At 70.2% G+C, this 21,502-nt stretch carries 24 protein-coding genes; 13 read left to right on the top strand and 11 right to left on the bottom strand.

What is annotated here, in order from left to right:
- Nucleotides 1-62 precede the first annotated feature (62 nt).
- Nucleotides 63-461: a 30S ribosomal protein S11 gene (gene rpsK, locus FBZ83_RS16020; RefSeq protein ID WP_012974490.1), complete on the bottom strand. Its 399-nt coding sequence runs from the start codon at nucleotides 459-461 to the stop codon at nucleotides 63-65.
- 15 nt (nucleotides 462-476) lie between these two features.
- A complete protein-coding gene (gene rpsM, locus FBZ83_RS16015; RefSeq protein WP_014240054.1) occupies nucleotides 477-845 on the bottom strand; it encodes a 30S ribosomal protein S13 in 369 nt (122 codons plus the stop codon).
- A 334-nt stretch (nucleotides 846-1,179) separates the two neighbouring features.
- On the opposite strand from rpsM, the gene pyk reads away from it, so the two are divergent.
- Nucleotides 1,180-2,622 carry a pyruvate kinase gene (pyk, locus tag FBZ83_RS16010; RefSeq protein ID WP_145684696.1) on the top strand — a complete coding sequence of 481 codons (1,443 nt, stop codon included), beginning with the start codon at nucleotides 1,180-1,182 and terminating at the stop codon, nucleotides 2,620-2,622.
- A 30-nt stretch (nucleotides 2,623-2,652) separates the two neighbouring features.
- Here pyk and FBZ83_RS16005 read toward each other — a convergent pair whose 3' ends face one another.
- Entirely contained in the window at nucleotides 2,653-5,013 is a 2,361-nt protein-coding gene (locus tag FBZ83_RS16005) for an ATP-binding protein (protein WP_247888323.1), read from the bottom strand.
- A 223-nt stretch (nucleotides 5,014-5,236) separates the two neighbouring features.
- On the opposite strand from FBZ83_RS16005, the gene FBZ83_RS16000 reads away from it, so the two are divergent.
- The 6 genes from FBZ83_RS16000 to FBZ83_RS15975 all read left to right on the top strand — a co-directional run bounded on the left by FBZ83_RS16000 (nucleotide 5,237) and on the right by FBZ83_RS15975 (nucleotide 10,423).
- The gene (locus FBZ83_RS16000; RefSeq protein WP_145684691.1) at nucleotides 5,237-5,662 is read left to right on the top strand and encodes a YqaA family protein; all 426 of its coding nucleotides are present in this window, start codon (nucleotides 5,237-5,239) and stop codon (nucleotides 5,660-5,662) included.
- A gap of 18 nt (nucleotides 5,663-5,680) precedes the next feature.
- The gene (locus tag FBZ83_RS15995; RefSeq protein ID WP_145684688.1) at nucleotides 5,681-6,169 is read left to right on the top strand and encodes a YbaN family protein; all 489 of its coding nucleotides are present in this window, start codon (nucleotides 5,681-5,683) and stop codon (nucleotides 6,167-6,169) included.
- Nucleotides 6,170-6,353: 184 nt separating this feature from the next.
- Nucleotides 6,354-7,817, top strand: a complete 1,464-nt coding sequence (gene ccoG / locus FBZ83_RS15990) for a cytochrome c oxidase accessory protein CcoG (RefSeq protein WP_145684686.1) — start codon at nucleotides 6,354-6,356, stop codon at nucleotides 7,815-7,817.
- A gap of 32 nt (nucleotides 7,818-7,849) precedes the next feature.
- Nucleotides 7,850-8,389 carry a molybdopterin adenylyltransferase gene (gene mog, locus FBZ83_RS15985; RefSeq protein WP_145684684.1) on the top strand — a complete coding sequence of 180 codons (540 nt, stop codon included), beginning with the start codon at nucleotides 7,850-7,852 and terminating at the stop codon, nucleotides 8,387-8,389.
- Nucleotides 8,390-8,518: 129 nt separating this feature from the next.
- Complete coding sequence (locus FBZ83_RS15980; RefSeq protein WP_038528507.1) at nucleotides 8,519-9,085, top strand: hypothetical protein; 567 nt, start codon at nucleotides 8,519-8,521, stop codon at nucleotides 9,083-9,085.
- 129 nt (nucleotides 9,086-9,214) lie between these two features.
- Nucleotides 9,215-10,423, top strand: a complete 1,209-nt coding sequence (locus FBZ83_RS15975) for an NnrS family protein (protein WP_145684682.1) — start codon at nucleotides 9,215-9,217, stop codon at nucleotides 10,421-10,423.
- Here FBZ83_RS15975 and FBZ83_RS15970 read toward each other — a convergent pair.
- Nucleotides 10,375-11,133 (bottom strand): HAD family hydrolase, encoded by a 759-nt coding sequence (locus tag FBZ83_RS15970; RefSeq protein ID WP_145684680.1) that lies wholly within the window; start codon nucleotides 11,131-11,133, stop codon nucleotides 10,375-10,377. The genes FBZ83_RS15975 and FBZ83_RS15970 overlap by 49 nt on opposite strands.
- A gap of 167 nt (nucleotides 11,134-11,300) precedes the next feature.
- Between FBZ83_RS15970 and FBZ83_RS31465 the strand changes: the two genes are divergently transcribed.
- Both FBZ83_RS31465 and FBZ83_RS15965 read left to right on the top strand, forming a co-directional pair.
- Entirely contained in the window at nucleotides 11,301-11,441 is a 141-nt protein-coding gene (locus tag FBZ83_RS31465) for a hypothetical protein (protein WP_160174807.1), read from the top strand.
- A gap of 167 nt (nucleotides 11,442-11,608) precedes the next feature.
- Nucleotides 11,609-12,481 (top strand): class I SAM-dependent methyltransferase, encoded by an 873-nt coding sequence (locus tag FBZ83_RS15965; protein ID WP_145684678.1) that lies wholly within the window; start codon nucleotides 11,609-11,611, stop codon nucleotides 12,479-12,481.
- Here the strand turns inward: FBZ83_RS15965 and FBZ83_RS15960 are convergent.
- From FBZ83_RS15960 to FBZ83_RS15935, 6 genes are all read right to left on the bottom strand, one after another.
- Nucleotides 12,456-13,448 carry a threonine/serine dehydratase gene (locus tag FBZ83_RS15960; RefSeq protein ID WP_145684676.1) on the bottom strand — a complete coding sequence of 331 codons (993 nt, stop codon included), beginning with the start codon at nucleotides 13,446-13,448 and terminating at the stop codon, nucleotides 12,456-12,458. The genes FBZ83_RS15965 and FBZ83_RS15960 overlap by 26 nt on opposite strands.
- A 3-nt stretch (nucleotides 13,449-13,451) precedes the next feature.
- On the bottom strand, nucleotides 13,452-14,207 hold the full coding sequence (locus FBZ83_RS15955; RefSeq protein WP_186466101.1) for an SDR family oxidoreductase: 756 nt from the start codon (nucleotides 14,205-14,207) through the stop codon (nucleotides 13,452-13,454).
- Between the two features lie 6 nt (nucleotides 14,208-14,213).
- Nucleotides 14,214-15,080 (bottom strand): NAD(P)-dependent oxidoreductase, encoded by an 867-nt coding sequence (locus tag FBZ83_RS15950; RefSeq protein WP_145684674.1) that lies wholly within the window; start codon nucleotides 15,078-15,080, stop codon nucleotides 14,214-14,216.
- Nucleotides 15,081-15,191: 111 nt separating this feature from the next.
- Nucleotides 15,192-16,112, bottom strand: a complete 921-nt coding sequence (locus FBZ83_RS15945; RefSeq protein ID WP_145684672.1) for a hypothetical protein — start codon at nucleotides 16,110-16,112, stop codon at nucleotides 15,192-15,194.
- 92 nt (nucleotides 16,113-16,204) lie between these two features.
- On the bottom strand, nucleotides 16,205-17,323 hold the full coding sequence (locus FBZ83_RS15940) for an NnrS family protein (RefSeq protein WP_145684669.1): 1,119 nt from the start codon (nucleotides 17,321-17,323) through the stop codon (nucleotides 16,205-16,207).
- Nucleotides 17,320-17,682, bottom strand: coding sequence for a winged helix-turn-helix transcriptional regulator (locus FBZ83_RS15935; RefSeq protein ID WP_145684667.1), 363 nt, complete (start codon nucleotides 17,680-17,682; stop codon nucleotides 17,320-17,322). Before FBZ83_RS15935 ends, FBZ83_RS15940 begins: the two co-directional genes overlap by 4 nt.
- Nucleotides 17,683-17,800: 118 nt before the next feature.
- Between FBZ83_RS15935 and FBZ83_RS15930 the strand changes: the two genes are divergently transcribed.
- From FBZ83_RS15930 to FBZ83_RS15915, 4 genes are all read left to right on the top strand, one after another.
- Nucleotides 17,801-18,814, top strand: a complete 1,014-nt coding sequence (locus FBZ83_RS15930) for a zinc-binding alcohol dehydrogenase family protein (RefSeq protein WP_145684665.1) — start codon at nucleotides 17,801-17,803, stop codon at nucleotides 18,812-18,814.
- Between the two features lie 138 nt (nucleotides 18,815-18,952).
- Nucleotides 18,953-19,372 carry a winged helix-turn-helix domain-containing protein gene (locus tag FBZ83_RS15925; RefSeq protein WP_145684663.1) on the top strand — a complete coding sequence of 140 codons (420 nt, stop codon included), beginning with the start codon at nucleotides 18,953-18,955 and terminating at the stop codon, nucleotides 19,370-19,372.
- Nucleotides 19,373-19,481: 109 nt separating this feature from the next.
- A complete protein-coding gene (gene rpe / locus FBZ83_RS15920) occupies nucleotides 19,482-20,138 on the top strand; it encodes a ribulose-phosphate 3-epimerase (RefSeq protein WP_145684661.1) in 657 nt (218 codons plus the stop codon).
- 144 nt (nucleotides 20,139-20,282) lie between these two features.
- Nucleotides 20,283-20,540 carry a GlsB/YeaQ/YmgE family stress response membrane protein gene (locus FBZ83_RS15915; RefSeq protein WP_014240033.1) on the top strand — a complete coding sequence of 86 codons (258 nt, stop codon included), beginning with the start codon at nucleotides 20,283-20,285 and terminating at the stop codon, nucleotides 20,538-20,540.
- 104 nt (nucleotides 20,541-20,644) lie between these two features.
- Here FBZ83_RS15915 and FBZ83_RS15910 read toward each other — a convergent pair whose 3' ends face one another.
- A complete protein-coding gene (locus FBZ83_RS15910) occupies nucleotides 20,645-21,424 on the bottom strand; it encodes a response regulator (protein ID WP_145684659.1) in 780 nt (259 codons plus the stop codon).
- Nucleotides 21,425-21,502: the final 78 nt, after the last annotated feature.

Genomic DNA, 21,502 nt, shown 5'->3' with positions numbered 1-21,502 from the left:
CGATGGCTGCGGCGCCTGTCCCGGAACGGCGGATCCCCGTGGGTGCGGAGTAGCGATGCTTCTTAGACGCGACGCTTCTTCGGCGGACGGACGCCGTTGTGCGGAATCGGCGTGACGTCGCGGATCGAGGTGATCTGGAAGCCGATCGACTGCAGAGCGCGCAGCGCCGACTCACGCCCCGAACCCGGACCCTTCACCTCGACCTCGAGGGTCTTCATGCCGTGCTCCTGGGCCTTGCGGCCCGCGTCCTCGGCGGCGACCTGAGCGGCGTAGGGGGTCGACTTGCGCGAACCCTTGAAGCCCATCGTGCCCGACGACGACCAGGCAATGGTGTTGCCCTGCGCGTCGGTGATGGTGATCATCGTGTTGTTGAAGGAGGCGTTCACGTGAGCGACGCCGGCGGTGATGTTCTTGCGCTCGCGACGACGAAGACGCTGCGAAGCGGCTGAGGGCTTGGCCATGGTCCGTGCGTCCTCTTACTTCTTCTTGCCGGCGATCGGCTTGGCCGGACCCTTGCGGGTGCGGGCGTTCGTGTGGGTGCGCTGGCCGCGGACCGGCAGGCCCTTGCGGTGACGCAGGCCACGGTAGCAGGCCATGTCCATCAGACGCTTGATGTTCATGGCGACCGAACGGCGCAGGTCGCCCTCGACGCGGTAGTCGGCGTCGATGGTCTCGCGGATCTTGAGGATCTCGTCGTCCGTGAGCTGGTTCACACGGCGCTCCGCCGGGATCTCCAGCTTCGTGCAGATTTCCTTGGCCTTGAAGGGGCCGATGCCATGAATGTAGGTCAACGCAATCTCCACGCGCTTCTGCGCGGGGATGTTGACGCCAGCGATACGCGCCACGCCTGCTCTCCTCGATATCTCAACGGCAGCCCTCATGGGCCGCCTACACACCGATTGATCCCCGATCCGGACGCCAGAGGCCCGAAGGCCCGAGGCGGGTCCCGGATACGGGACGCACAATGTCTCCCGCCAGGCCCGGTGGGCCGCGAGAGGGTGCGACTATAGAAAAAGCCGGAAATCTGTCAAGGCCGTTCTGCGGCGTTACCGTGCTTTTCCCGGTGCCTGTCCATTGTGGGGAGGATGGCCGCGGTTGACAAGCCGGACGGCAGCTCTTGAGATGAACGGCCCGCCCCGAACGGAACAACCCGAACGGCACATATCAGAAGGCAGACCCATGACCCGCAAAGGCATCCCCTTCCGGCGCTTCCGCCTGACCAAGATCGTCGCCACGCTGGGGCCGGCCACCGCGACGCCGGAGAAGATCCGCGCGCTGTTCGAGGCGGGCGTGGACGTCTTCCGCCTGAACTTCAGCCACGGCACGCACGAAGACCACGGCCAGCGCCTCGCCACGCTGCGCGCGCTGGAGGCGGAACTCGACCACCCCATCGCGGTGATGGCCGACCTCCAGGGACCGAAGCTGCGGCTGGGAACCTTCGCCGATGGCCCGGTCACCGTCGAGCCGGGGCACCGCATCCGCCTCGACCTCTCCACCGAGCCGGGCGACGCGACCCGCGTCGGCCTGCCCCACCCGGAAATCTTCGCCGCCCTGGAGCCGGAGGCGGAGCTGCTGGTGGATGATGGGAAGGTCCGCCTGCGCGTCGTCGGCTGCAGCCCCGACCACGCCGACTGCGTCGTGCTGTCCGGCAGCCGCCTGTCCGACCGCAAGGGCGTGAACGTGCCGGGCGTCGTCCTGCCGCTGACGCCGCTGACGCCGAAGGACCACGAGGATCTCGCCTTCGCGCTCGACCAGGGAGTGGACTGGGTGGCCCTGTCCTTCGTGCAGCGGCCCGAGGACGTGGCCGAGGCGCGCAAGCTGGTCGCCGGGCGAGCCGCCCTGTTGTCGAAGATGGAGAAGCCGCAGGCCATCCAGCATCTGGAGCGCATCGTCGAGCTGTCGGACGGCGTCATGGTCGCCCGCGGCGACCTCGGCGTCGAGATGCCGGCGGAGGACGTGCCGAGCATCCAGAAGCGCATCATCCGCGAATCGCGCAAGGCCGGCAAGCCGGTGATCGTCGCCACGCAGATGCTCGAGTCGATGATCGGCTCCCCCGCCCCGACCCGCGCCGAGGCGTCGGACGTGGCGACCGCGGTCTATGACGGGGCGGACGCCGTGATGCTCTCGGCCGAGACGGCGGCGGGCACCTACCCCATCGAGGCGGTGTCGATGATGGACCGCATCGCCCGCCGGGTCGAACAGGACCCGCTCTACCGCACCATCACCGACGCCCAGCATCCCGACCCGCAGCAGACCTCCACCGACGCCGTCACCGCGGCGGCGCGTCAGGTCGCCCACACCATCCAGGCCGCGGCCATCGTCACCTACACCACCAGCGGCTCGACCACCCTGCGCGCCGCCCGTGAACGGCCGGAGGTGCCGATCATGTGCCTGACCTCCAGCCTGGAGACGGCGCGGCGGCTCCAGCTCGCCTACGGGGTGCACAGCGTGCATTCCGCCGACGTCGCCGACTTCAACGAGATGGTTCAGAAGGCCGCCCGCTGCGCCTACGAGGACGGGCTGGCGGTGGAGGGGCAGCGGCTGGTCATCACCGCCGGCGTGCCCTTCGGCACCCCCGGCAACACCAACATCCTGCGCATCGCCTGGGTGGACGCCCAGTAACGAGTCGCCCGACGAGGCTCCGCGGCGCCGTCAGGCCGGGGCACGGTCCGCCGGCGCGACGCGGGGGAAGCGCAAGGTGAAGGCGGTGCCGCGGCCCGGCGCGCTGTCCAGCGCGATGCGGCCCCTCAGCTTGCGGGTGACGATGTTGTAGACGATGTTCAGCCCCAGCCCGCTGCCCCCCGTGCCGCGGCTGGTGGTGAAGAAGGGTTCGAACACCTTGCCGTGCAGTTCGGCCGGGATGCCCCGTCCGTCGTCGGCGTAGATCAGCTCCACCTCGTCAGCGCCCACCCCGCGCGCGGAGACGCGCAGCAGGCCGTGCTGCCCCGGGGCGTAGCCGTGGATGATCGAGTTCATCACCAGGTTGGTCAACACCTGGCTGAGCGCCCCCGGATAGCCGTCGATCAGCAGGTCCGCCGGGCAATCCACCTCCACGCCGTGGGCCGCCCGCTTGATGCGGACGCCCAGGCTGCGCAGGACCTCGTCGATGTAGTCGCGCAGGTCGAAGACGCGGCGCTCCTCGCTCGCCTGATCCACGGCGATCTGCTTGAAGCTCTGGATGAGCTGGGCGGCGCGGTCGATGTTCAGCAGCATCAGCTGCGCCGCCTCCCCCGCCATCTCAAGGAAGTCGGCGAAATCGGGCCGGCGCAGCGTTCCCGCCTCGAAATCGCGCCGGATGAGGCGGGTGCGCTCCGCCACCAGCGAGGCGCCGGTCAGGGCGATGCCGATGGGCGTGTTGATCTCGTGCGCCACCCCGGCCACCAGGGATCCCAGCGCCGCCATCTTCTCGGACTGGATCAGATGGGCCTGGGCCTCCTTCAGGTCGCGGAGCGCGCGTTCGGCTTCCTCCCGCGCGGCGTGGACGCGCTCCTCCGCGTGGACCCGGTCCGACACGTCGGTGTGCGAACCGACGATGCGGAAGAGCGCTCCGTCCGGACCGAGGACGCGGATGGCCCGGGTCAGCATATGGACCACGGTCCCGCGCTTGTGGCGGAAGCGCTGGACGAACTGGCACTCGTTCACCACCCCGTTGACGAGATCGCGGGCCATATGCATCGACAACTCGCGGTCCTCGGGCAGGATCAGCTCGGTCCAGCGGGCGGCGGTGTTGACCATCTCGCTCTCGCCGTAGCCGAGCATTCCCCACCAGTAGGGCGACAGCCACAGTTGCCCCGTGCGCAGGTCCCATTGCGAAATGCCTTCGCGCGCCGCCCGGATGGCCAGCTCGAACAGCTCCCGGCTGGCAATGATCTCCCGCTCGGCGTTCCGCCGCTCGGTCACGTCGGTGTAGGTGACGACGAATCCGCCGTCCGGCAGGGGCCGGATCAGGAATTCCAGAACCTGCCCGTCGGACCGGGTGCATTCCCAGGCCCGATCGTCCGGAGCGGGCCGGACGGGAAGCGGCACGCCGAGGGCCGCGGACGCGCCGGCCCCGGCGCCGGCCCCTTCCATGGGCTGATCGTCGGGCACGGCGGCGGGGCACACGCTCCCCGGCCCGAAGGCCAGCCCCTGCGCGACCCGCCGGGCAATGGCGGCGTAGGGTGTGTGGTAGCCGAGGGCTTCCGGTTCCAGCCCCAGCAGTTCCGTGACGCGTCCGTTCCAGGCGACCAGGCGCAGCGCCCGGTCGAACGCCATCACGCCCTGGCCCAGCCCGTTGAGAACCGCCCGGGTCTGGTCCCACTGGGCTTCGAGCGCCTGTTCGGTGCGCTTGCGGGCGGAGATGTCGCTGATGCAGGCCAGCATGGCGCTCTCGCCACGGAAGCGGAAGCGCCGGGCGGACACCATCGCCCAGAGGTCGCTGCCGTCGGGCCGGCACAGCCGCGTCTCGAAACCGTCCACACTGCCGGCCCCGTCGCGCAGGGCGGTGAGCAGCCGCTCCCGCTCCGCCGGGTCGGTGTAGTAATCGCTGGCGAAGCTGCGCCCCACCACCGCGTCGAGCGGCACACCGAACAGCAGGCCGGCGGGCTGGTTGACCGCCATCACCAGTCCGTCGGACAGCCGCGTCACCACCAGGGGAACGGCGATGGCCTGCATGATCGCCCGCTCCGCCTCGCCGGCCCGGTCGCCCAGCAGGTCCTCCAGACCGATGAACCCGGTCTCGTCCGGCGGGACCGCCAGGGCGCCGTCATCGGCAAGGGTCAGCACCAGTTCGCCGCCCTCGCCTTCCGCCGGGATCAGCGTCGGACGCCCGCCGCCGGGCGACGCCGCGAGCGCCACTGGCCGGCCGGCGCGCAGCCGATCCGCCGCCGACGCCGCGTCCCCACAGGCCGGATGCGCGGCCAAAAGGGCATCGAGGCGGTCACCTGGACAACCGCCCAGCGACGCCCGGAACACGGCGTTGGCCCAGATCAGGTGCCCGTCGGCATCGAAGCGGGCAAGCCCGGCAGCGGCCATCCGCGAACACTCCCCTTCATTCCCTAAGACAGCCCTGCGAGTCCCCAAGACGGCGCCCACCGCGCGAGACGGGTTGGGCATTCCGCGTCGATCCGCTGCGAATTCACGCAAAATGAATCTACACCAGATCACCGCACCTGCACCATGGCGCCTCCCGCAATCCTGTATGCGCACCCATGTTCTAGCCTCCGCCGCCCCCTCGCCCGGAAGGACCGCCCGCCGCATGCCCGAAATCGCCGCCTACGGCGGGCTGTTCCTGACCGCGTTCCTCGCCGCGACCATCTTCCCGGCGCAATCGGAAATCCTGCTGGTCGGCATGCACGCCTCCGGCAACTACGATCATCTGGCGCTTCTGCTGTTCGCCACGGCGGGCAACGTGCTGGGATCGGTCGTCAATTGGGCGCTCGGCCGCTACCTGATGCATTTCCAGGACCGCCGCTGGTTTCCGGTTCCCGCCACGATGGTCGCGCGGGCCACCCGCTGGTACCAGCGCTTCGGCGTGTGGTCGCTGCTGCTCGCCTGGATGCCCGTGATCGGCGATCCGCTGACGCTGGTGGCCGGCATCCTGCGGGTGGACATCCGGATTTTCCTGCTGCTGGTCACGGCGGGCAAAGCCGCCCGCTACGCGGCGCTGGTCCTGGCCCTGTGAGCGTCCTACATTCACCCCATGGATGACCAGACCGCCCCTCCGGAGGACGACCCCATCTGCGCCTCGCCCCTGCGGCGCCGGATGTGGCTGGCGCTGGGCTACGCCGCGGTCGGGCTTGGCATCGCCGGCACGGTGCTGCCGCTCCTGCCGACCACCCCGTTCCTGCTGCTGGCCGCCGGGGCTTTCGCCAAGAGCAGCCCGGCGCTCCGCGACCGGCTGTACCGCGACCCGCGCTTCGGCCCGCTGCTGCGCGATTGGCAGTCCGAAGGGGCGATCCCCCGCAAGGCCAAGGCGGCGGCGCTGATCGGCATGGGGGTGAGCTGGGCGATCGTCGCGCTGACCGCCAGCCGCCCGCTGGTCCCCATCCTGGCCGGAACCTGCATGGCGGCGGTTGCCGCGTACATCGTCACCCGCCCCTCGCCGTCCCGCCCGGAGCCGCAGGACGCGGCGCCCGGCGCCGTGGCCGCGGAGGGCGGAAACGTTTCCGCATTGCGAAACGAAGCTTGAGCCAATCGGCCGATGGACGTATTACAGCCGGTAATCCCGGCCGGTCACCAGCGCCGCTGAAAAATCCTTATAATTTCTAGGGGTTTTTCGAATCCGTTCACGTCTTGATCCCGATCAAGAGGCGATCGGGTCATGTCCGCTATTGTCCGGTCTTGCGTCCCTATCCGGAGCCAAGGCAGACGATATGCCCGACGGAAGCGCTGTCACGCCGGCGAAAATCCAGTTTTTCGAGAGCCAGAAGAAGATCCACCCAAAGGCCGTCTCCGGACGCTACCGGCGGTGGAAGACCATCCTGACCTGGATGCTTCTGGCGGTCTTCTTCATCGCCCCCTGGATTCGCTGGGAACGCGGCCCCGACGCGCCGGCCCAGGCGGTGCTGTTCGACCTGACGACGCCGCGCTTCTTCATCTTCTGGATCGAGATCTGGCCGCAGGAGATCTACTACCTCACCGGCGTCCTGATCGTGGCCGCGCTGGGGCTGTTCCTGGCGACGGCGCTGGCCGGGCGCGTGTGGTGCGGATTCACCTGCCCGCAGACGGTGTGGACCGACCTGTTCGTCTGGATCGAGCGCGCCTTCGAAGGCGACCGGGCGGAGCGCATCCGCCTGGACAAGGCCCCGTGGAGCGCGAAGAAGGTCCTGCGCAAGACCGGCAAGCACGCCGGCTGGCTGGCGCTGTCCGTCATCACCGGCTTCGGCTTCGTCGCCTTCTTCACCGACGCGCCGCGCTTGGCCGTCGATCTGCTGACCTTCAACGTGACCTACGAGGCGGCGGGCTTCTTCGCGCTGTTCGCGGGCATGACCTACGTCATGGCCGGCTGGACCCGCGAGCAGATGTGCTACTATATGTGCCCGTGGCCGCGCATCCAGACCGCGATGCTCGATGAGCACAGCCTCGTCGTCACCTACGACACGCTGCGCGGCGACACCCGCGGCCCGAAGCGCAAGTCGCAGAGCTGGGACGAGCGCCGGACCAAGGGCTTCGGCGATTGCATCGACTGCGGCCAGTGCGTGCAGGTCTGCCCGGTCGGGGTCGACATCCGCACCGGCGAGCAGGCGGACTGCATCAATTGCGGCCTGTGCGCCGACGCCTGCGACAACATCATGGTGTCGCAGGACCTGCCGAAGGGCCTGATCCGCTTCGACAGCCTGGCCGCCCAGGACACCCGCGCCCAGGGCAAGCCCTACCAATGGCGGCTGATCCGCCCGCGCACCATCGTCTACGGCCTGCTGATGCTGGTGATCACCGGCGCCATGGCCTGGAGCTACGCGCTGCGGCCGCGGCTGGACATCGCCGTGCAGCGCGACCGCGCCCCACTGTTCGTCACGCTGCAGGACGGCACCATCCGCAACGCCTACACCTTCAAGGTGTCCAACAAGACCCGCCAGGACCGCTCCTACACGCTGGCCGCCGCCGGCATCACCGGCGCCGAGGTGAAGGTGGTGGGCGAGCGCGACGAGGACAGCGGCAGCGCGGTCAGCCACATCTCCGCCTCGCCGGACAGCGTGGCGACCTACCGCGTCTACGTCACGGTGCCGCGTGAGTCGGTGCCGGACGCCTCCACCCCGGTCACCTTCCAGCTGACCGACACCAACAACGGCGACCGGGACAGCTACAAGAGCGTGTTCCTGGCGCCGGGCAGCAAGTAAGCCTGCCGCACGCACCGCAAGGACCGCCGCCCATGACCTCCGCACAGCCCGCCCGCATCGGCATCGTCACCGTGTCCGACCGCGCCAGCCAGGGCATCTACGAGGACAAGGGCGGCCCGGCCATCCGGGAGGAACTGGAGCGCATCGTCGCCTCCCCCTGGGAGCCGGTGGCCCGGGTCATCCCCGACGACCGCGAGGGCATCGTCGCCACCCTGATCGAGCTGGCCGACCGGGAACGTTGCGACCTGATCGTGACCACCGGCGGCACCGGTCCCGCCCCGCGCGACGTGACGCCGGAGGCGACGGAGCAGGTCTGCGAAAAGATGATGCCCGGCTTCGGGGAGCTGATGCGCTCGGTCAGCCTGACCGTGGTGCCCACCGCCATCCTGTCGCGCCAGACCGCGGGAATCCGCGGCTCCAGCCTGATCGTGAACCTTCCGGGCAAGCCTTCCGCCATTCACGACTGCCTGATGGCGGTCTTCCCGGCAATTCCGTACTGCCTCGATCTGATCGGCGCGGCGCGCATCGACACTGACCCATTGGTCTGCAAGGCATTCCGCCCGAAGTCCTGAGCTTTTGCCTATACCCTTTTTGCGCGTGCGGAGAGGAATACCATACGCATGGCCATGTTGCCTTGCGGGAACCCGTGCTCACCTTTTTCGTTCGAGGGGAGCGGGGTCCCCGATCAAGGTGAGCCAGCCATGCTGTTCGATTTCGAGCCTTCGGGCATCAACGACACCTATCTGCGCCTGACCCGGCGCGGTGTTTCCTGCATCGTCGCTCCGGCCGGGGCGTGGAACGGGTTGCTTCGGGTCAACTACATCGTCGCCGGGTCGCCCGGCGGCGCCGATCCGCACATGATCTACCGCTGCCTGGACATCGGGTGGGACGACGGGCGCTTCTGCTGGAAGGGCCGCGCCGCGCCGGTGATGACAACGTCCGCCATGGTGGACATCCTGCAGGAACGCGGGCTCGTCACCAGCGGCGAGGCCGAACGGCTGCTGTTCGGCATCAACAGCCCGGCGTCGGGCGGCTCCTCGGACGAGGCGTTGATCGCCCGCGCCATGCTTCTGGGCTGCACCTTCTCGCCGATCTACGAGGACGCGCCGCTGAGCAGCGGCCCGCCGCGCGTGGGCGGTTTCGCCCTGCGCACCCTGGCCGATCCCGGCGCCTTCGTGCTGACCGCCCGCGACGGCCTGCCCGTGCTGGACGCGCCCGCCCGCGACGCGCTGAAGCGCCTGATGGCCGAGAACGGCATCACGGTCTGACCTCGGCTTTTTCTCCGACGCGCCAGATTTTTGTTTGGAGGGTTTCTGTTTGACGGCGGTCAAAGAAGGGTGACCGCCCCCGGCGCAGTGTGACGGCATGACCGATGCCTCCAACGCGCGGGGAACGCCATGACCAGTTCCGTTGCCGACCAGCCCGACCGACCGCCGGTCCCCCTGATCTTCGCCTATGGGTTCCGGCCCTTCTTCCTGCTCTCGGGCCTTGCCGCACCCGTCCTGCTCGCGGCCTGGATCGCCGTGCTGGCGACCGGGTCCTGGCCGGACGGCGCCGTCCCGGCGGCCTCCTGGCACGCGCACGAGATGCTGTTCGCCTTCGTGGTCGCCGCGGTGGCCGGTTTCCTGCTTACCGCAGTGCCGAGTTGGACGGGCACCAAGGCGCTGTCCGGCCTGCCGCTCGCCGGCCTGACGGCGCTGTGGCTGGCCGGGCGGGTGGCGCTGCTGCCCGTCCTCGGCGTGCCGCTGCCGGTTGCGGCCATCCTCGACCTCGCCTTCCTGCCGGCGCTCGGCGTGGCGCTGGCCGGGCCGCTGGTGGCGGCGGGCAAGATCCGCAACACCGCCTTCCTCGCCCTGCTGGGCCTGCTGACCACCGCCAACCTGCTGTTCCATCTCGACTGGCTGGGCGTGCTGACGGGCGGCACCGCGCTGGGCGAGACGCTGGCCATCGGCGTCGTGCTGATGATGGTCGCCGTGATCGGCGGGCGCATCGTGCCGGCCTTCACCCGCAACGCCCTGCGGCTGCGCGGGCTGGACGGCACCGTCGTCTCCCGGCCCTGGGTGGAGAAGGTGACGCTCGTCTCGACCCTGCTGATGATCCCTGCCGATCTCGCCCTGCCGGGCACCGCCGTCGCCGGTCTGCTGGCGCTCGTCGCGGCGCTCGCCCACGCCCTGCGGCTGGGCGGTTGGCAGCCGGCGAAGACACTCGACCAGCCGATCCTGTGGGTGCTGCACCTCGGCTACGCCTGGGTGCCGGCGGCGCTGGCGCTGAAGGCCGCGCATCTGCTGGGAGCGGGCGTGGAAAGCTCCGCCTGGGTCCATGCCCTGACCGCGGGGGCCTTCGCCACGATGATCCTGGCGGTGATGACGCGGGCCACGCTCGGCCACACCGGGCGGATGCTGGTGGTGACCCGCCCGACCGTGGCCGGCTACATCCTGCTGACCGCCGCAGCATTGCTGCGGGTGCTGGCGCCTGAGCTGCCGGGCGGCCTCTACTGGACCGCCCTGGAGGGCGCCGGTGCAGCCTGGATCGCGGCCTTCGCCTGCTACCTGTACGTCTACGCGCCCATCCTGCTCGCGCCGCGGGCCGACGGCCGGCCCGGCTGAGGCCCACCGGGCTGAGAGAGACCCATGGCGCGTGGGCTGCGTTTCCCGATGAGGCTGGTGGCGAAGCGGCGCTGGAGGTCTTCCGGATCACGGAAGATCTCCGCGCAGCCGGCCTTGCGCAGATCCTGTTCGGCAAAACCCCCGCACAGAACCCCCACCACGGTCAGACCGGCGCGTCCCGCGGCCTTGGCGTCCCAGGGGCTGTCGCCGACCACCACAGCCTCCTCCGCCGGCAGGCCAAGCCGCTCCAACGCCGCCTCGAAAATGTCCGGATGCGGTTTCGACCGCTCGGCGTCGTCGGAGGAGGTCTCCACGTCCACCAAATCCTCGATCTCCGCCGCGCGCTTGTATCGCTCCAGTTCGTCCCCCTTGGCGGAGGAGGCGAGCGCGATGCGCAGCCCCTCGGCGTGGAGATGCTGGAACAGGCCGCGCACCCGGCGGAAGCCGCGGACCTTCGGCATGTATTTGCGGGCGAACAGCTCGTGCCGGAAATGGTCCAGCTCGTCCTCGATGCGGTCCAGGTCCTCCTCCGGCACGAAGACCGGCATCAACTGGTCGCCGCCCTTGCCGATCTGGGAACGCACCGCGTCGAACTCCGCGTGGTAGCCGAAATGCCGGATCGCCTCCACCCAGGCGTGGGCGTGCAGGTCCACCGAGTCGACCAGGGTGCCGTCCACGTCGAAAATGACGGCCTTCAGAACGCCGCTCATCGCCGCCTCCTCACCATGCTTCACGCGAGTTTTTCGGGGTATTCCTTCTCGAACAGGTGGCGCCGCCCGGCGTTCCTCGGGCCGGTGTGCAGTGCGATAGAATTTGTCACATGGACCCGTCATAGCTGTGATCCGTTCACCCCTTACACAGATTGGGAAGAACGGACATGCCCAAGACGTTGAAGAGCTACGCCGCCCTCATCGGTCGCGCCCGTCACGCCGTCCAGCGCTTCAGCCGCCGCCGCGCCCGCCGTGTTCCGATGGAACATCTCGACCTCGGCCTGTTCCAGAGCGACATCCGGCTGTAGTGCCTTCATAAGGATAGGAGCCCACCAACCGGAGGTGCTCCCTTTCACGCCACGCGATCGCGCTCCGCAATAGGACTCCTCCTCCGTCCTAGGCGGGCAAGCTGAATGTTTCCGCCGGAACCGGCGCGCTATCGTCGCGTGGTCCATTCAGCGGAGCGCCAGCCCCCATGACCGCCACGTTTGAGTCCGCCAGCTTCGAGACCGCCAGTTTCGAGGAACGGTATTTCTCCGGCGCCGCCCTCTACGGCGACGACTTCGATGCGGCCCGTATCGCCGGCTGGTACGGCGTCGCGGCGCGGAACCCGGAGGAGGAATTCGCGCGCACGGCGCCGGAGCGGCCCGGCTACCGCTACGAATACCACGCGCTGAACCACCGCCATGCCTTCCGCTTTCTGGCCGGACGGCGGTTTCGGCAGGCGCTGGCCTTCGGCTGCGCCGCAGGGGACGACGTGGCGCCGATCGCCGGGCAGGTGGACCGCTTCCTGGCCGTCGAGCCCATCGAGCGTTTCTGGCGGACCGACATCGCCGGCACCCCCGCCGAGTACCGCCGTCCGACGCTGGGCGGGCGCATCGACTGCGCGGACGGGGCCAACGACCTGACCGTCTGCCTGCACACGCTGCACCACATCCCCAACGCCGGAGCCCTGCTCGCCGAGTTCGCCCGCATCACCGCCCCCGGCGGCCTGTTCATTCTGCGCGAACCGATCAGCACCATGGGCGACTGGCGCCAGCCCCGCCGCGGCCTGACCGCCAACGAGCGCGGCTTCCCCGTGGCGTGGTTGGAGGAGCGCTTCGCCCGGCTGGGCTTCATGGTGCAGCAGCGCCGCTTCTGCTCCTTCCCGCTGACCGAGCGGCTGGGGCCGCTGCTTGGCGTCCCCCTGCCCTACGGCAACCCGCTGCTGGTGCGGCTGGACGAGGCGGCCTGCGCGCTGACGCGGTGGAACATCGCCTACCACCGCGACTCGCTGCGCCGGAAGTTCGCCCCCGGCGCCGCCTATTACGTGTTGGAGCGCACTACGACGACGCCAGCGCGTCCGTGAAGGTCGCCGCCTCGACGTTGCCGCCACTCAGCACCACCACGACGGTGCGGCCCGCCGCCGGCAGCTTGCCGGTCAGCACGGCGGCCAGCCCGACCGCCCCGCCCGGCTCGACCACCAGCTTCAGCACGGTGAAGGCGTAGGCCATGGCGGCCTTCACCTCGGCGTCGGTGACGGCGAGGCTGCCGGACAGCAGGCCCTTCATCACCGGGAAGGTCAGGGCGCCCGGCGTCGGGGTCAGCAGCGCGTCGCAGATGGAGCGTTGCCCGGCGGTGTTCTCAACCCGCTCCCCGGCGGCCAGCGAGCGCGCCACGTCGTCGAAGCCCGCCGGCTCCGCCGCCCACAGGCGGGTGTCGGGGAAGTTGTGGCGGACCGCCGTGGCGACGCCGGACATAAGCCCGCCGCCGCTGCACGGCGCGATCACGTCGTCGGGAACCGCGCCGATGGCCTGCGCCTGCGCGGCGATCTCCAGGCCGACCGTGCCCTGCCCGGCCATGATGTGCGGGTCGTCATAGGGCGGCACCGTCGTCGCCCCCCGCTCCGCCGCGATGGCCGTGGCGATGGCTTCGCGGCTCTCGGTCCAGCGGTCGTAGAGCACCACCTCGGCGCCGTAGCCGCGGGTGTTGGCGATCTTCAGGGCCGGCGCGTCGCTGGGCATGACGATGACCGCGGGCATGCCCAGCAGCGCCGCCGCCGCCGCGACGCCCTGGGCGTGGTTGCCCGACGACCAGGCGACCACCCCGCCCCGGCGCTCCTCCGGCGTCAGTTGGGACAGCCGGTTGAAGGCGCCGCGGAACTTGAAGGAGCCGCTGCGCTGCAGGACCTCCGGCTTCAGCAGGACGCGCCCGCCGACCCGCTCGTTCAGCAGGGCGTTCTCCAGCAGCGGCGTGCGCACGGCGACGCCCTCCAGCCGCGCCGCGGCCTCCACGATGTCCTGGTGGCCGATGGCAAAGGAATTCGACGCGGGCATGGCTCAGCGGCCTCCGGAGACGTTGAGAAGGGCGCCGGTCACATAGGACGCGGCGTCGGACAGCAGCCACAGCACGGTTTCGGCGACCTCGTCCGCCGTCCCGGCGCGCCCGGCGGGCGGGATCAAGGCGGGGTTGTCGAGCCGGTTGCCGATGCCGGGGATGATCTGGATGTCGGTGTCGATCAGGCCGGGCCGCACGCAGTTCACGCGGATCCCCTCCTTCGCGACCTCGCGGGCGAGGCCGACGGTCAGGCTGTCCACCGCGCCCTTGCTGGCCGCGTAGCCCACATACTCGTTGGGCGAGCCCAGCACGGCGGCGATGGAGCCGATGTTGACGATGCCGCCGCCTTTCCCGCCGTGGCGGGTGGACATCCGGCGCACCGCCTCCCGCGCGCAGAGCACGGCGCCGGTCACGTTGATGTCCAGCATGCGGCGCAGGTCGTCCGGCGCGGCCTCGTCGAGCCGTCCGTAGGGGCCGATGATGCCGGCGTTGTTGACCAGGCCGGCGGTGGGGCCAAAGCGGTCCTCCGCCGCGTCGAACAGGGCGCGGATGTCGTCTTCGCGGGCGGCGTCGCCCTTCACCGCCTGGGCCTGCCCGCCGGTCTCGCGGATCGCCACCAGCGTGGTCTCGGCTGCCGCCGCGTTGCCGATGTAGGAGAAGGTGACGGCGTAGCCGCGCTGCGCGGCCATGCGGGCGACCGCCGCCCCGATGCCCCGGCCGCCACCAGTGACAACCAGGGATTTGTGTGTCGATGACATGGTTTCTCAGCTCTCCTGCGGGTTGCCGGCCAGCCGGTCAAAAATCCGGGCAAGCGCGCCGTCGCCCTCACGCCCCAGCCCGACCGCGGCGGCCATGGTGAAGAGTTGCAGGGCGGAGGCGGCCAGCGGGGTCGGCACGGTCATCCGCCGCGCGGCGTCCATTACGTTGCCCAGGTCCGCCCCGACGATGCCCAGCGGCCGTTGCGACGGGATGTGGAAGGGGCCAGCGGCGAGGATCTCGGCCAACCGCTGCGGATCGACCCCGGCGCGCACGCCGAAGGCCGTGGCCTCCGCCACCGCGGCGGCGTGGATGCCGGTCAGCATCTGCTCCACCGCCTTCACGGCGGAGCCCTGCCCGTGCTCGGTGCCGACGCGGTGCAGCGTGCCCGACGCGGCGGCGATCAGATCGGCCGCCCGTGCGAAGGCGTCCTCGGGGCCGGAGGCCATCACCACCATACGCCCCTCCGCCGCCCGCACCGGGCCGCCGCCGACCGGCGCGTCGAGCATCAGCAGGTCCCGCTCGGCGAGGCGGCGGCCGATGGCGGCGGCCATGTCCGGCGGGACGCTGGTGGACAGGACGACCACGCCGCCCTTCGGCAGGGTGCCGGCCACGCCCTCGGCGCCGAACAGCACCTCCTCCGCCTGCTCCGCCGTGGCGACCAGGACGATGACGCGGTCCACCCGGCGCCCGACGTCGGCGGGCGATCCCGCGGCCTCCCCGCCATGGGTGACGAGGCTCATGCATTTGGCGGCGTCGAGGTCGCAGCCGACGACCCGGAAGCCGGCGCGGAGCAGCGACAGCGCCACCCCCATGCCCATGGAGCCGAGCCCGACGACGCCCGCGCTGCGGGCCGGTTCCAACGCGTCGCTCATGATCCCCCCTTGCGGGTTTGCCCGCCTCTCATGGCCCTCGGTGGAGGCCGTTGCCCCGGAGTGTCGGGGGTTGGGGCGGCGACCGTCAAGCCGTTGCACAAGGTCCGGCGGTCAGCCGACCTGGGCATGGGGAGCCGCCAAGTGCGCGATGCCCTCCAGATAGCGCCCCCCGTCGTAGAGCAGCCCGAGCGGCTGGTAGCGCTCCAATTTGTCCGTGCCGGTCAGGTGCAGCAGGTCGATCGCCGTGTGGGGGTAGACGGGCGAGCGCCACAGCCCGTCCGCGCCGCGCATGGGCGTGGCCATGTTGCACATCCAATTGGCCGTCGCCGGCAGCAGCAGCGTGGTCCTCACTTGGAACATCACGATGTTGAGGACGATCTGTTCGCACAGGAAATGAAAGGTGGTCCGCGTCGCGTCGCGCAGGCTGTCCCGGAACAGGTCCCAGTGGGGCGCGTCGTGGCGGAGCCCGTAGAAGCCCAGATTGTAATAGGGCAGCGAACCGGCCAGAGCGGCGATCTCCTCGCCGAAGAAGCGCGTAATCAGCTTGGCGCGCTCCGCCACGGACTGGGCGTTGGCGGTGTGCGAGGCCAGGAAGGGATAGGCCGCGTCGGCCTCCGGGACGATCACGGCGCGCCCGCCGCGCACCCCCTCGACCGCGGCATCCAGCGCGGCGGAACTCTGAACCCAGATGTCGGCGTCCAGATGCAGGTAGCATTGGAAACCGGGAAAGTAGTCGCGCAGGAACGGGCGGCAGAGCATCGCCTTCCAGAAGGGAATCTGCCGGTCCAATTGCGCCACCAGTTGCGGGTGCGGCCAGACAACCAGATCGTCCCGCACCGGCGCGATGCGGTCGCAGAGCGGCGCCACATGGTCGCGCTGCGCGGCGGTCAGCCCGACATCGATCAGACAGACCCGGTAGCGCCGGCGGTCCAGCGGGCGCAGCGACAGCAGAAGCCCGACCAGAAGCTCGAACACGCCGCGATCGGCGCAGATGACGACGGCGGTCTCGGCCTCGAACGGCAAGGTTTCCATGGAACGCGCCGACCTCAGTTGCACCCTGTGCACCATAGCGATGGCGCTGCGCGAAGACCAGAACCGGAACGCCAAAAATCAGGGCGCCGAAATCACGCCCGGATCCGCTTCGGCACACGCAGCAGCACCCACAGCACCAGAAGATGCGCCGCCATCCAGGCCAGCGCGGCCGCGGGCATCAGCAGGTCCGGCGCCGTGCTGGCCGCGGCGACGCGCAGCGCGGCGGCCAGCCCGACCAGGGCTATGGCGGCGGTGGCGGGCCGGGAAAAGTCCGGCGGCAGCGCCTCGCGCTGCAGGGTCGCGCGCACCATCATCGAAGCCGCCAGCGTGCCGAGCGCGCCCGCCCCGATGACGTGCCAGCCCGCCCCGCCGGCCAGCGGGGCCAGCCGCTCCATCCCAAGGAACAGCCAGCCAAGCCCGAGCCAGCCGTAGCCCAGATGCAGGCTCCATAGGTCGGGACGCTTCAGCACGGCACCGGTCCGCCAGCGCGCCAGACGCGCCCAGGCGGTCACCCCGGCCAGCGCCGCGCCCGCCGCCCCGATCCAGGCCGGCGGACCGCTCGTCGCTCCGGCGGCCACGGTCAGGGCGGCCAGCACCGCCCCGGCGACGCCGGCCCATTCCAGGCGCGGCTGCACCCGCTCGACCAGCGTCCCGCCCTGCTTGCGGACCTCTCCCGCCGTGGCCGACGGGATGATGCGCCCGCCCATCACCAGCATCAGGATGCCGACGAGATGAAGCGCGAACAGGGCGCCCGTCCGCCCGCCGTCGCCGCCCCACCAGACCAGCGCCTCGGCCAGCGCGAAGGCGCCGATCACCGGGCCGAACAGCAGGTTATGACCGCTCTTGGCGGCGCGCAGGAAAGGCACGCCGGCGATCACGAACAGCGCCACCGGATAGGCCAGCGCCAGCGGCGCCGCGATCTCCGGCGGCAGGCCGGCCAGCACCGCCAGCCGCCCGGCCAGCCACGCGGCGAAGGCGACGCCCAGCGCCATCCCGGACGGCCGCGTCAGCAGGAAGCCGCCGACCACCGCCAGCGCATAGCCCATCAGCATCTCGTGCGCGTGGAGCGCCGGGGTCCAGCCGATGCCGAGCCAGCCGACATAGCCGGCCACCCACAGGGGCACGCTGAGCGCCCCATAGAGCGCGGCGGCGGGGAAGAACAGGCGGTGCCCCCACGGACGCTGCGGCGGGGGCGGGACGAAGCCGCTCATGCCGCGACGACGGCTTTCGGGATGGCTGGGCGCAGATGCTCCTCACCCCAGGCCTTCAGCGCTAGGATGATCGGCTCCAGGCTCCGCCCGCGCGGCGACAGGCTGTATTCGACACGCGGCGGCACCTCCGCGTAGACGGTGCGGACCAGCAGCCCGTCCGCCTCCAACTCGCGGAGCTGGGTGGTCAGCATGCGCTGGGTGACGTTCGGCACGCGGCGGCGGATCTCGTTGAAGCGCAGCGTGCCGGCCAGCAGATGGTAGAGGATCAGCCCCTTCCACTTGCCGCCGATGATGGCGAGGACACCCTCCACCGGGCAGCCCGGCGAGCAGTCCAGGTTGGCGTGGGGAACGCGGGCCATGACGGTATCCTTTTCGACACTATGTGCGTTTCATGTGCATTCTTGCGCCCCAGTGCTGCAAGGCGCAAGTCTGTCGGCAGAGCACACCACGCCGCAACAAGCATAAGGACTTGAGGCCATGCGCGCCGTCGCCTTCACCCAATCCCTGCCCATCGACGCCCCCGACGCCCTGATCGATGTCGAGCGGCCCCGCCCCGAGCCCCAGGGCCGCGACCTGCTGGTCAAGATCGAGGCCGTCTCGGTCAATCCCGTGGACACCAAGGTCCGCCGCAACATGCCGCCGGCACCGGGCGCCATGAAGGTGCTGGGCTGGGACGCCGCCGGCACCGTGGTCGCCGCCGGGCCGCAGGCCACGCTGTTCAAGCCGGGCGACGCCGTCTTCTACGCCGGAGCCATCGACCGCGACGGCACCAACGCCGAGTTCCATCTGGTGGACGAGCGCATCGTCGGGCCGAAGCCGGCCAGCCTCGACTTCGCCCAGGCCGCCGCTCTGCCGCTGACCAGCATCACCGCGTGGGAAGCCATGTTCGACCGGCTGGACGTGCGGCGCCCGGTGCCGGGGGCGGCGAACGCCATCCTGATCGTCGGCGGGGCCGGCGGCGTCGGTTCCATCGCCATCCAGCTCGCCCGGCAACTGACCGACCTGACGGTCATCGCCACCGCCTCCCGCGAGGAGACGCAGGCTTGGTGCCGGGACCTGGGCGCCCACCATGTCGTCGACCACCGCAAGCCGCTGGCCGCCCAGGTGGAGGCGTTGGGCATCGGCGCCCCGGCCTTCGTCTTCTCGACCAACGACACCGGCGCCCACCTGCCGGAGATCGCTACCCTGATCGCCCCGCAGGGCCGCGTCGCGCTGATCGACGATCCGGCGGGGCTGGACGTCATGGTGCTGAAGCGCAAGAGCGTGTCGCTGCATTGGGAGTTCATGTTCACCCGGCCCGTGTTCGGCACCGCCGACATCGACGCCCAGCACGCTCTGCTCAGCGAGGTGTCGCGCCTCGTCGACGCCGGCACCGTCCGCACGACGCTGGCCGAGACGTTCGGCACCATCAACGCCGCCAACCTGACGCGCGCCCACGCCCTGCTGGAAAGCGGGCGGGCCAAGGGCAAGATCGTGCTGGCCGGCTTCTGAACCGCGCCTTGCCTTTTGGGCGGGGGACGGTCAGTCTCCTGCTCCAAGGGAGCGGAGCGGAGAAGCGCGCATGGTTGGGGTGAACGGGGGCAAAGGCCGGGCGCGGTCCGCCGCGGCGACCACGTCCTGGGCGGCGCCATGACCCGCCTGCGCATCCGCATCGACTTCGACACCGGCGGCTCGGTCGGGCCGGGCAAGATCATGCTGCTGGAGCGGATCCGGGAGACCGGTTCCATCTCCGCCGCCGCGCGGACGCTGGGCATGTCCTACCGCCGCGCCTGGCTGCTGGTCGACGACCTCAACCGCATCTTCGCCGAGCCGGTGGTCTCCGCCGCGGTAGGGGGCAAGCACGGCGGCGGAACCGCGCTGACCGCCTTCGGCGAACGGGTGATCGGGCATTACCGTGCCGTCGAGCGCGACGCCTTCGCCGCCGCCACCCCCCGGCTGGAGGCGCTGGAAGGGATGCTCAACGCCGACTACGGCGCGGGAAGCGACCCGGCGGACGACGGCAGCTTCTCCGGCGATCCTGGGCTGAAGCCCGGCTGCAAGCCAGCCTGACAGTTCCTTCCAGACGGCGAGAGGGGTTGGGGCGGCGGGGGAGCCGTGGTATGGGAAGGCGGATTTTCCACCGCCCTTTCCCGCATCGCTCACGCCAAGGATTTCCGCCATGCGCCCGGTCAAGATCGCCCCGTCCATCCTCTCCGCCGATTTCGCCCGGCTGGGCGAGGAAGTGCGCGCCATCGATGCGGCGGGCGCCGACTACATCCACATCGACGTGATGGACGGCCATTTCGTCCCCAACATCACCATCGGCCCGGCGGTGGTCAAGGCGCTGCGCCCGCACACGGCGAAGCCCTTCGACGTGCATCTGATGATCGCCCCGGTGGATCCCTACATCGCCGCCTTCGCGGACGCCGGCGCCGACATCATCACCGTCCACGCGGAGGCCGGCGCCCACGTCCACCGCACCATCCAGCTCATCAAGTCGCTGGGCAAGAAGGCCGGCCTGTCGCTGAATCCGGCCACCCCGCTGGAGGCCGTCGACTATCTGCTCGAAGACCTCGACCTCATCCTGGTCATGACGGTCAACCCGGGCTTCGGCGGGCAGAGCTTCATCGCCAGCCAGCTTCCCAAGATCCACGAGCTGCGCCGCCGCATCGACGCGCTGGGCAAGCCCATCGACCTGCAAGTGGACGGCGGGATCAACGGCGAGACCGCGCGCATCGCCATCGAGGCTGGGGCCGACGTTCTGGTCGCCGGAACCGCCACCTTCACCGGCGGGCCGGACCGCTACGCCGCCAACATCCGCGCCTTGCGGAGCTGATTCCACCCCTAACCCTTCTCCCTCCCGGCCATGCTCCAGGTGGGTTTATCCGCAAGGGGGTCCTCCTTCGGGCAGAACCAAACGCCGTTTTGGGCGTTATGGCTGCGTGGGATCGAGGACACCGATACTGGAGGGAGAGAGGTTATGGGTATTCTGTGGACGATCATCATCGGCTTCCTGGCCGGCATCGTCGCGAAGTTCCTGATGCCGGGCCGTGATCCGGGCGGCTTCATTATCACCACGCTGCTCGGCATTGCGGGTGCCTTCGTCGCCACCTATCTGGGCGAGGCCGTGGGCTGGTACCGGGCGGGCGAAGGGGCCGGCTTCATCGGCGCCATCGTCGGGGCCATCATCATCCTGGCCATCTACCGCATGATCGCCGGGCGCCGCACCACCGTCTGACCGGCGGGAACACGGCAACGCACATGCAAAGGGCGGCCCGACGGGGCCGCCCTTTTCGCATGTCCGAACCGAACCTCGGGCTACGCCAGCGCCGCTTGCGCCACCTATGCCAACGCCACCGGGCTCGGCATGAAGACCGCGCGGGAGATGGCTGCCTGGATCGCCTCGTTGGTGAAAGGCTTGCGGACGATCTGGCCGAGATGGCGGGCGTCCGCCTCCTCCAGGTCGCCGTCGAAGGCCGTGACAAAAATCGTCCGCATGGCGCGCTTCTGGCGCAGCCGGCGGGCGACCTCCACCCCGCTGCCGCCGTCGGCCAGCCGGACGTCGAGCAGAGCCAGCGTCGGCTTCTCGGCCTCCAGCAGTTCCAGGGCCTCCTGCTCGTTGTTGGCGGTGCCGCAGACGACGTGGCCCATGTCGGTGACCAGCGAACCGATCTCCATCGCCAGGATCGGGTTGTCCTCGACCACCAGCACCCGCTGGGTCAGGGCGTTGCGCACCTTGTCGCGGGCGATGGTCAGCCGTTCGTGGGCCTCCGGCGCGGGAACCTGCAGCACCTGGGCGGCCTCGGGGACCGTCAGCCCTTCCAGCGTAATCAGCAGATACATGCGCCGCTCGCCTTCCGGCAGGGACGCCAGCGCCCGTTCGATGGGGTGCGGCGACGGGGTCGGCTGCCCGTCCCCGTCCTCGTCGAACAGCAGATGCAGCAGGGCGTAGAGCGGTACCCGCACCCCGGCTTCCAGACCGAAGCGGGAGGGAGCCATCACGGCGACTTCGACGCAGCGCGTCACGAGATCGTCACCGCGTTCGGTCGCTCCGGTCAGCGCACGCGCGTAGCGGCGCAGGTAAGGGAGATGATCGTAAAGCTGGCGTGCGTAGACTCGCATGACCCGTTCTTCCGCGCCGGTGGGTGGGTCCGTCCGGCCTTCGGCACCGAGGGGCGCTGGCCGGTCGGCTTGATTCAT

The organism is Azospirillum brasilense, assembly GCF_007827815.1.
In the GTDB taxonomy this organism is placed as follows: domain Bacteria; phylum Pseudomonadota; class Alphaproteobacteria; order Azospirillales; family Azospirillaceae; genus Azospirillum; species Azospirillum brasilense_C.
This window is presented reverse-complemented; position numbering and strand designations above follow the sequence as displayed.

Bases quoted from the DNA above. Each gene is read 5' to 3' on its own strand.
- rpsK (WP_012974490.1), bottom strand. From the start codon at position 461: ATGGCCAAGCCCTCAGCCGCTTCGCAGCGTCTTCGTCGTCGCGAGCGC.
- pyk (WP_145684696.1), top strand. From the start codon at position 1,180: ATGACCCGCAAAGGCATCCCCTTCCGGCGCTTCCGCCTGACCAAGATC.
- FBZ83_RS16005 (WP_247888323.1), bottom strand. From the start codon at position 5,013: ATGGCCGCTGCCGGGCTTGCCCGCTTCGATGCCGACGGGCACCTGATC.
- FBZ83_RS16000 (WP_145684691.1), top strand. From the start codon at position 5,237: ATGCCCGAAATCGCCGCCTACGGCGGGCTGTTCCTGACCGCGTTCCTC.
- FBZ83_RS15995 (WP_145684688.1), top strand. From the start codon at position 5,681: ATGGATGACCAGACCGCCCCTCCGGAGGACGACCCCATCTGCGCCTCG.
- ccoG (WP_145684686.1), top strand. From the start codon at position 6,354: ATGCCCGACGGAAGCGCTGTCACGCCGGCGAAAATCCAGTTTTTCGAG.
- mog (WP_145684684.1), top strand. From the start codon at position 7,850: ATGACCTCCGCACAGCCCGCCCGCATCGGCATCGTCACCGTGTCCGAC.
- FBZ83_RS15980 (WP_038528507.1), top strand. From the start codon at position 8,519: ATGCTGTTCGATTTCGAGCCTTCGGGCATCAACGACACCTATCTGCGC.
- FBZ83_RS15975 (WP_145684682.1), top strand. From the start codon at position 9,215: ATGACCAGTTCCGTTGCCGACCAGCCCGACCGACCGCCGGTCCCCCTG.
- FBZ83_RS15970 (WP_145684680.1), bottom strand. From the start codon at position 11,133: ATGAGCGGCGTTCTGAAGGCCGTCATTTTCGACGTGGACGGCACCCTG.
- FBZ83_RS31465 (WP_160174807.1), top strand. From the start codon at position 11,301: ATGCCCAAGACGTTGAAGAGCTACGCCGCCCTCATCGGTCGCGCCCGT.
- FBZ83_RS15965 (WP_145684678.1), top strand. From the start codon at position 11,609: ATGACCGCCACGTTTGAGTCCGCCAGCTTCGAGACCGCCAGTTTCGAG.
- FBZ83_RS15960 (WP_145684676.1), bottom strand. From the start codon at position 13,448: ATGCCCGCGTCGAATTCCTTTGCCATCGGCCACCAGGACATCGTGGAG.
- FBZ83_RS15955 (WP_186466101.1), bottom strand. From the start codon at position 14,207: ATGTCATCGACACACAAATCCCTGGTTGTCACTGGTGGCGGCCGGGGC.
- FBZ83_RS15950 (WP_145684674.1), bottom strand. From the start codon at position 15,080: ATGAGCGACGCGTTGGAACCGGCCCGCAGCGCGGGCGTCGTCGGGCTC.
- FBZ83_RS15945 (WP_145684672.1), bottom strand. From the start codon at position 16,112: ATGGAAACCTTGCCGTTCGAGGCCGAGACCGCCGTCGTCATCTGCGCC.
- FBZ83_RS15940 (WP_145684669.1), bottom strand. From the start codon at position 17,323: ATGAGCGGCTTCGTCCCGCCCCCGCCGCAGCGTCCGTGGGGGCACCGC.
- FBZ83_RS15935 (WP_145684667.1), bottom strand. From the start codon at position 17,682: ATGGCCCGCGTTCCCCACGCCAACCTGGACTGCTCGCCGGGCTGCCCG.
- FBZ83_RS15930 (WP_145684665.1), top strand. From the start codon at position 17,801: ATGCGCGCCGTCGCCTTCACCCAATCCCTGCCCATCGACGCCCCCGAC.
- FBZ83_RS15925 (WP_145684663.1), top strand. From the start codon at position 18,953: ATGACCCGCCTGCGCATCCGCATCGACTTCGACACCGGCGGCTCGGTC.
- rpe (WP_145684661.1), top strand. From the start codon at position 19,482: ATGCGCCCGGTCAAGATCGCCCCGTCCATCCTCTCCGCCGATTTCGCC.
- FBZ83_RS15915 (WP_014240033.1), top strand. From the start codon at position 20,283: ATGGGTATTCTGTGGACGATCATCATCGGCTTCCTGGCCGGCATCGTC.
- FBZ83_RS15910 (WP_145684659.1), bottom strand. From the start codon at position 21,424: ATGCGAGTCTACGCACGCCAGCTTTACGATCATCTCCCTTACCTGCGC.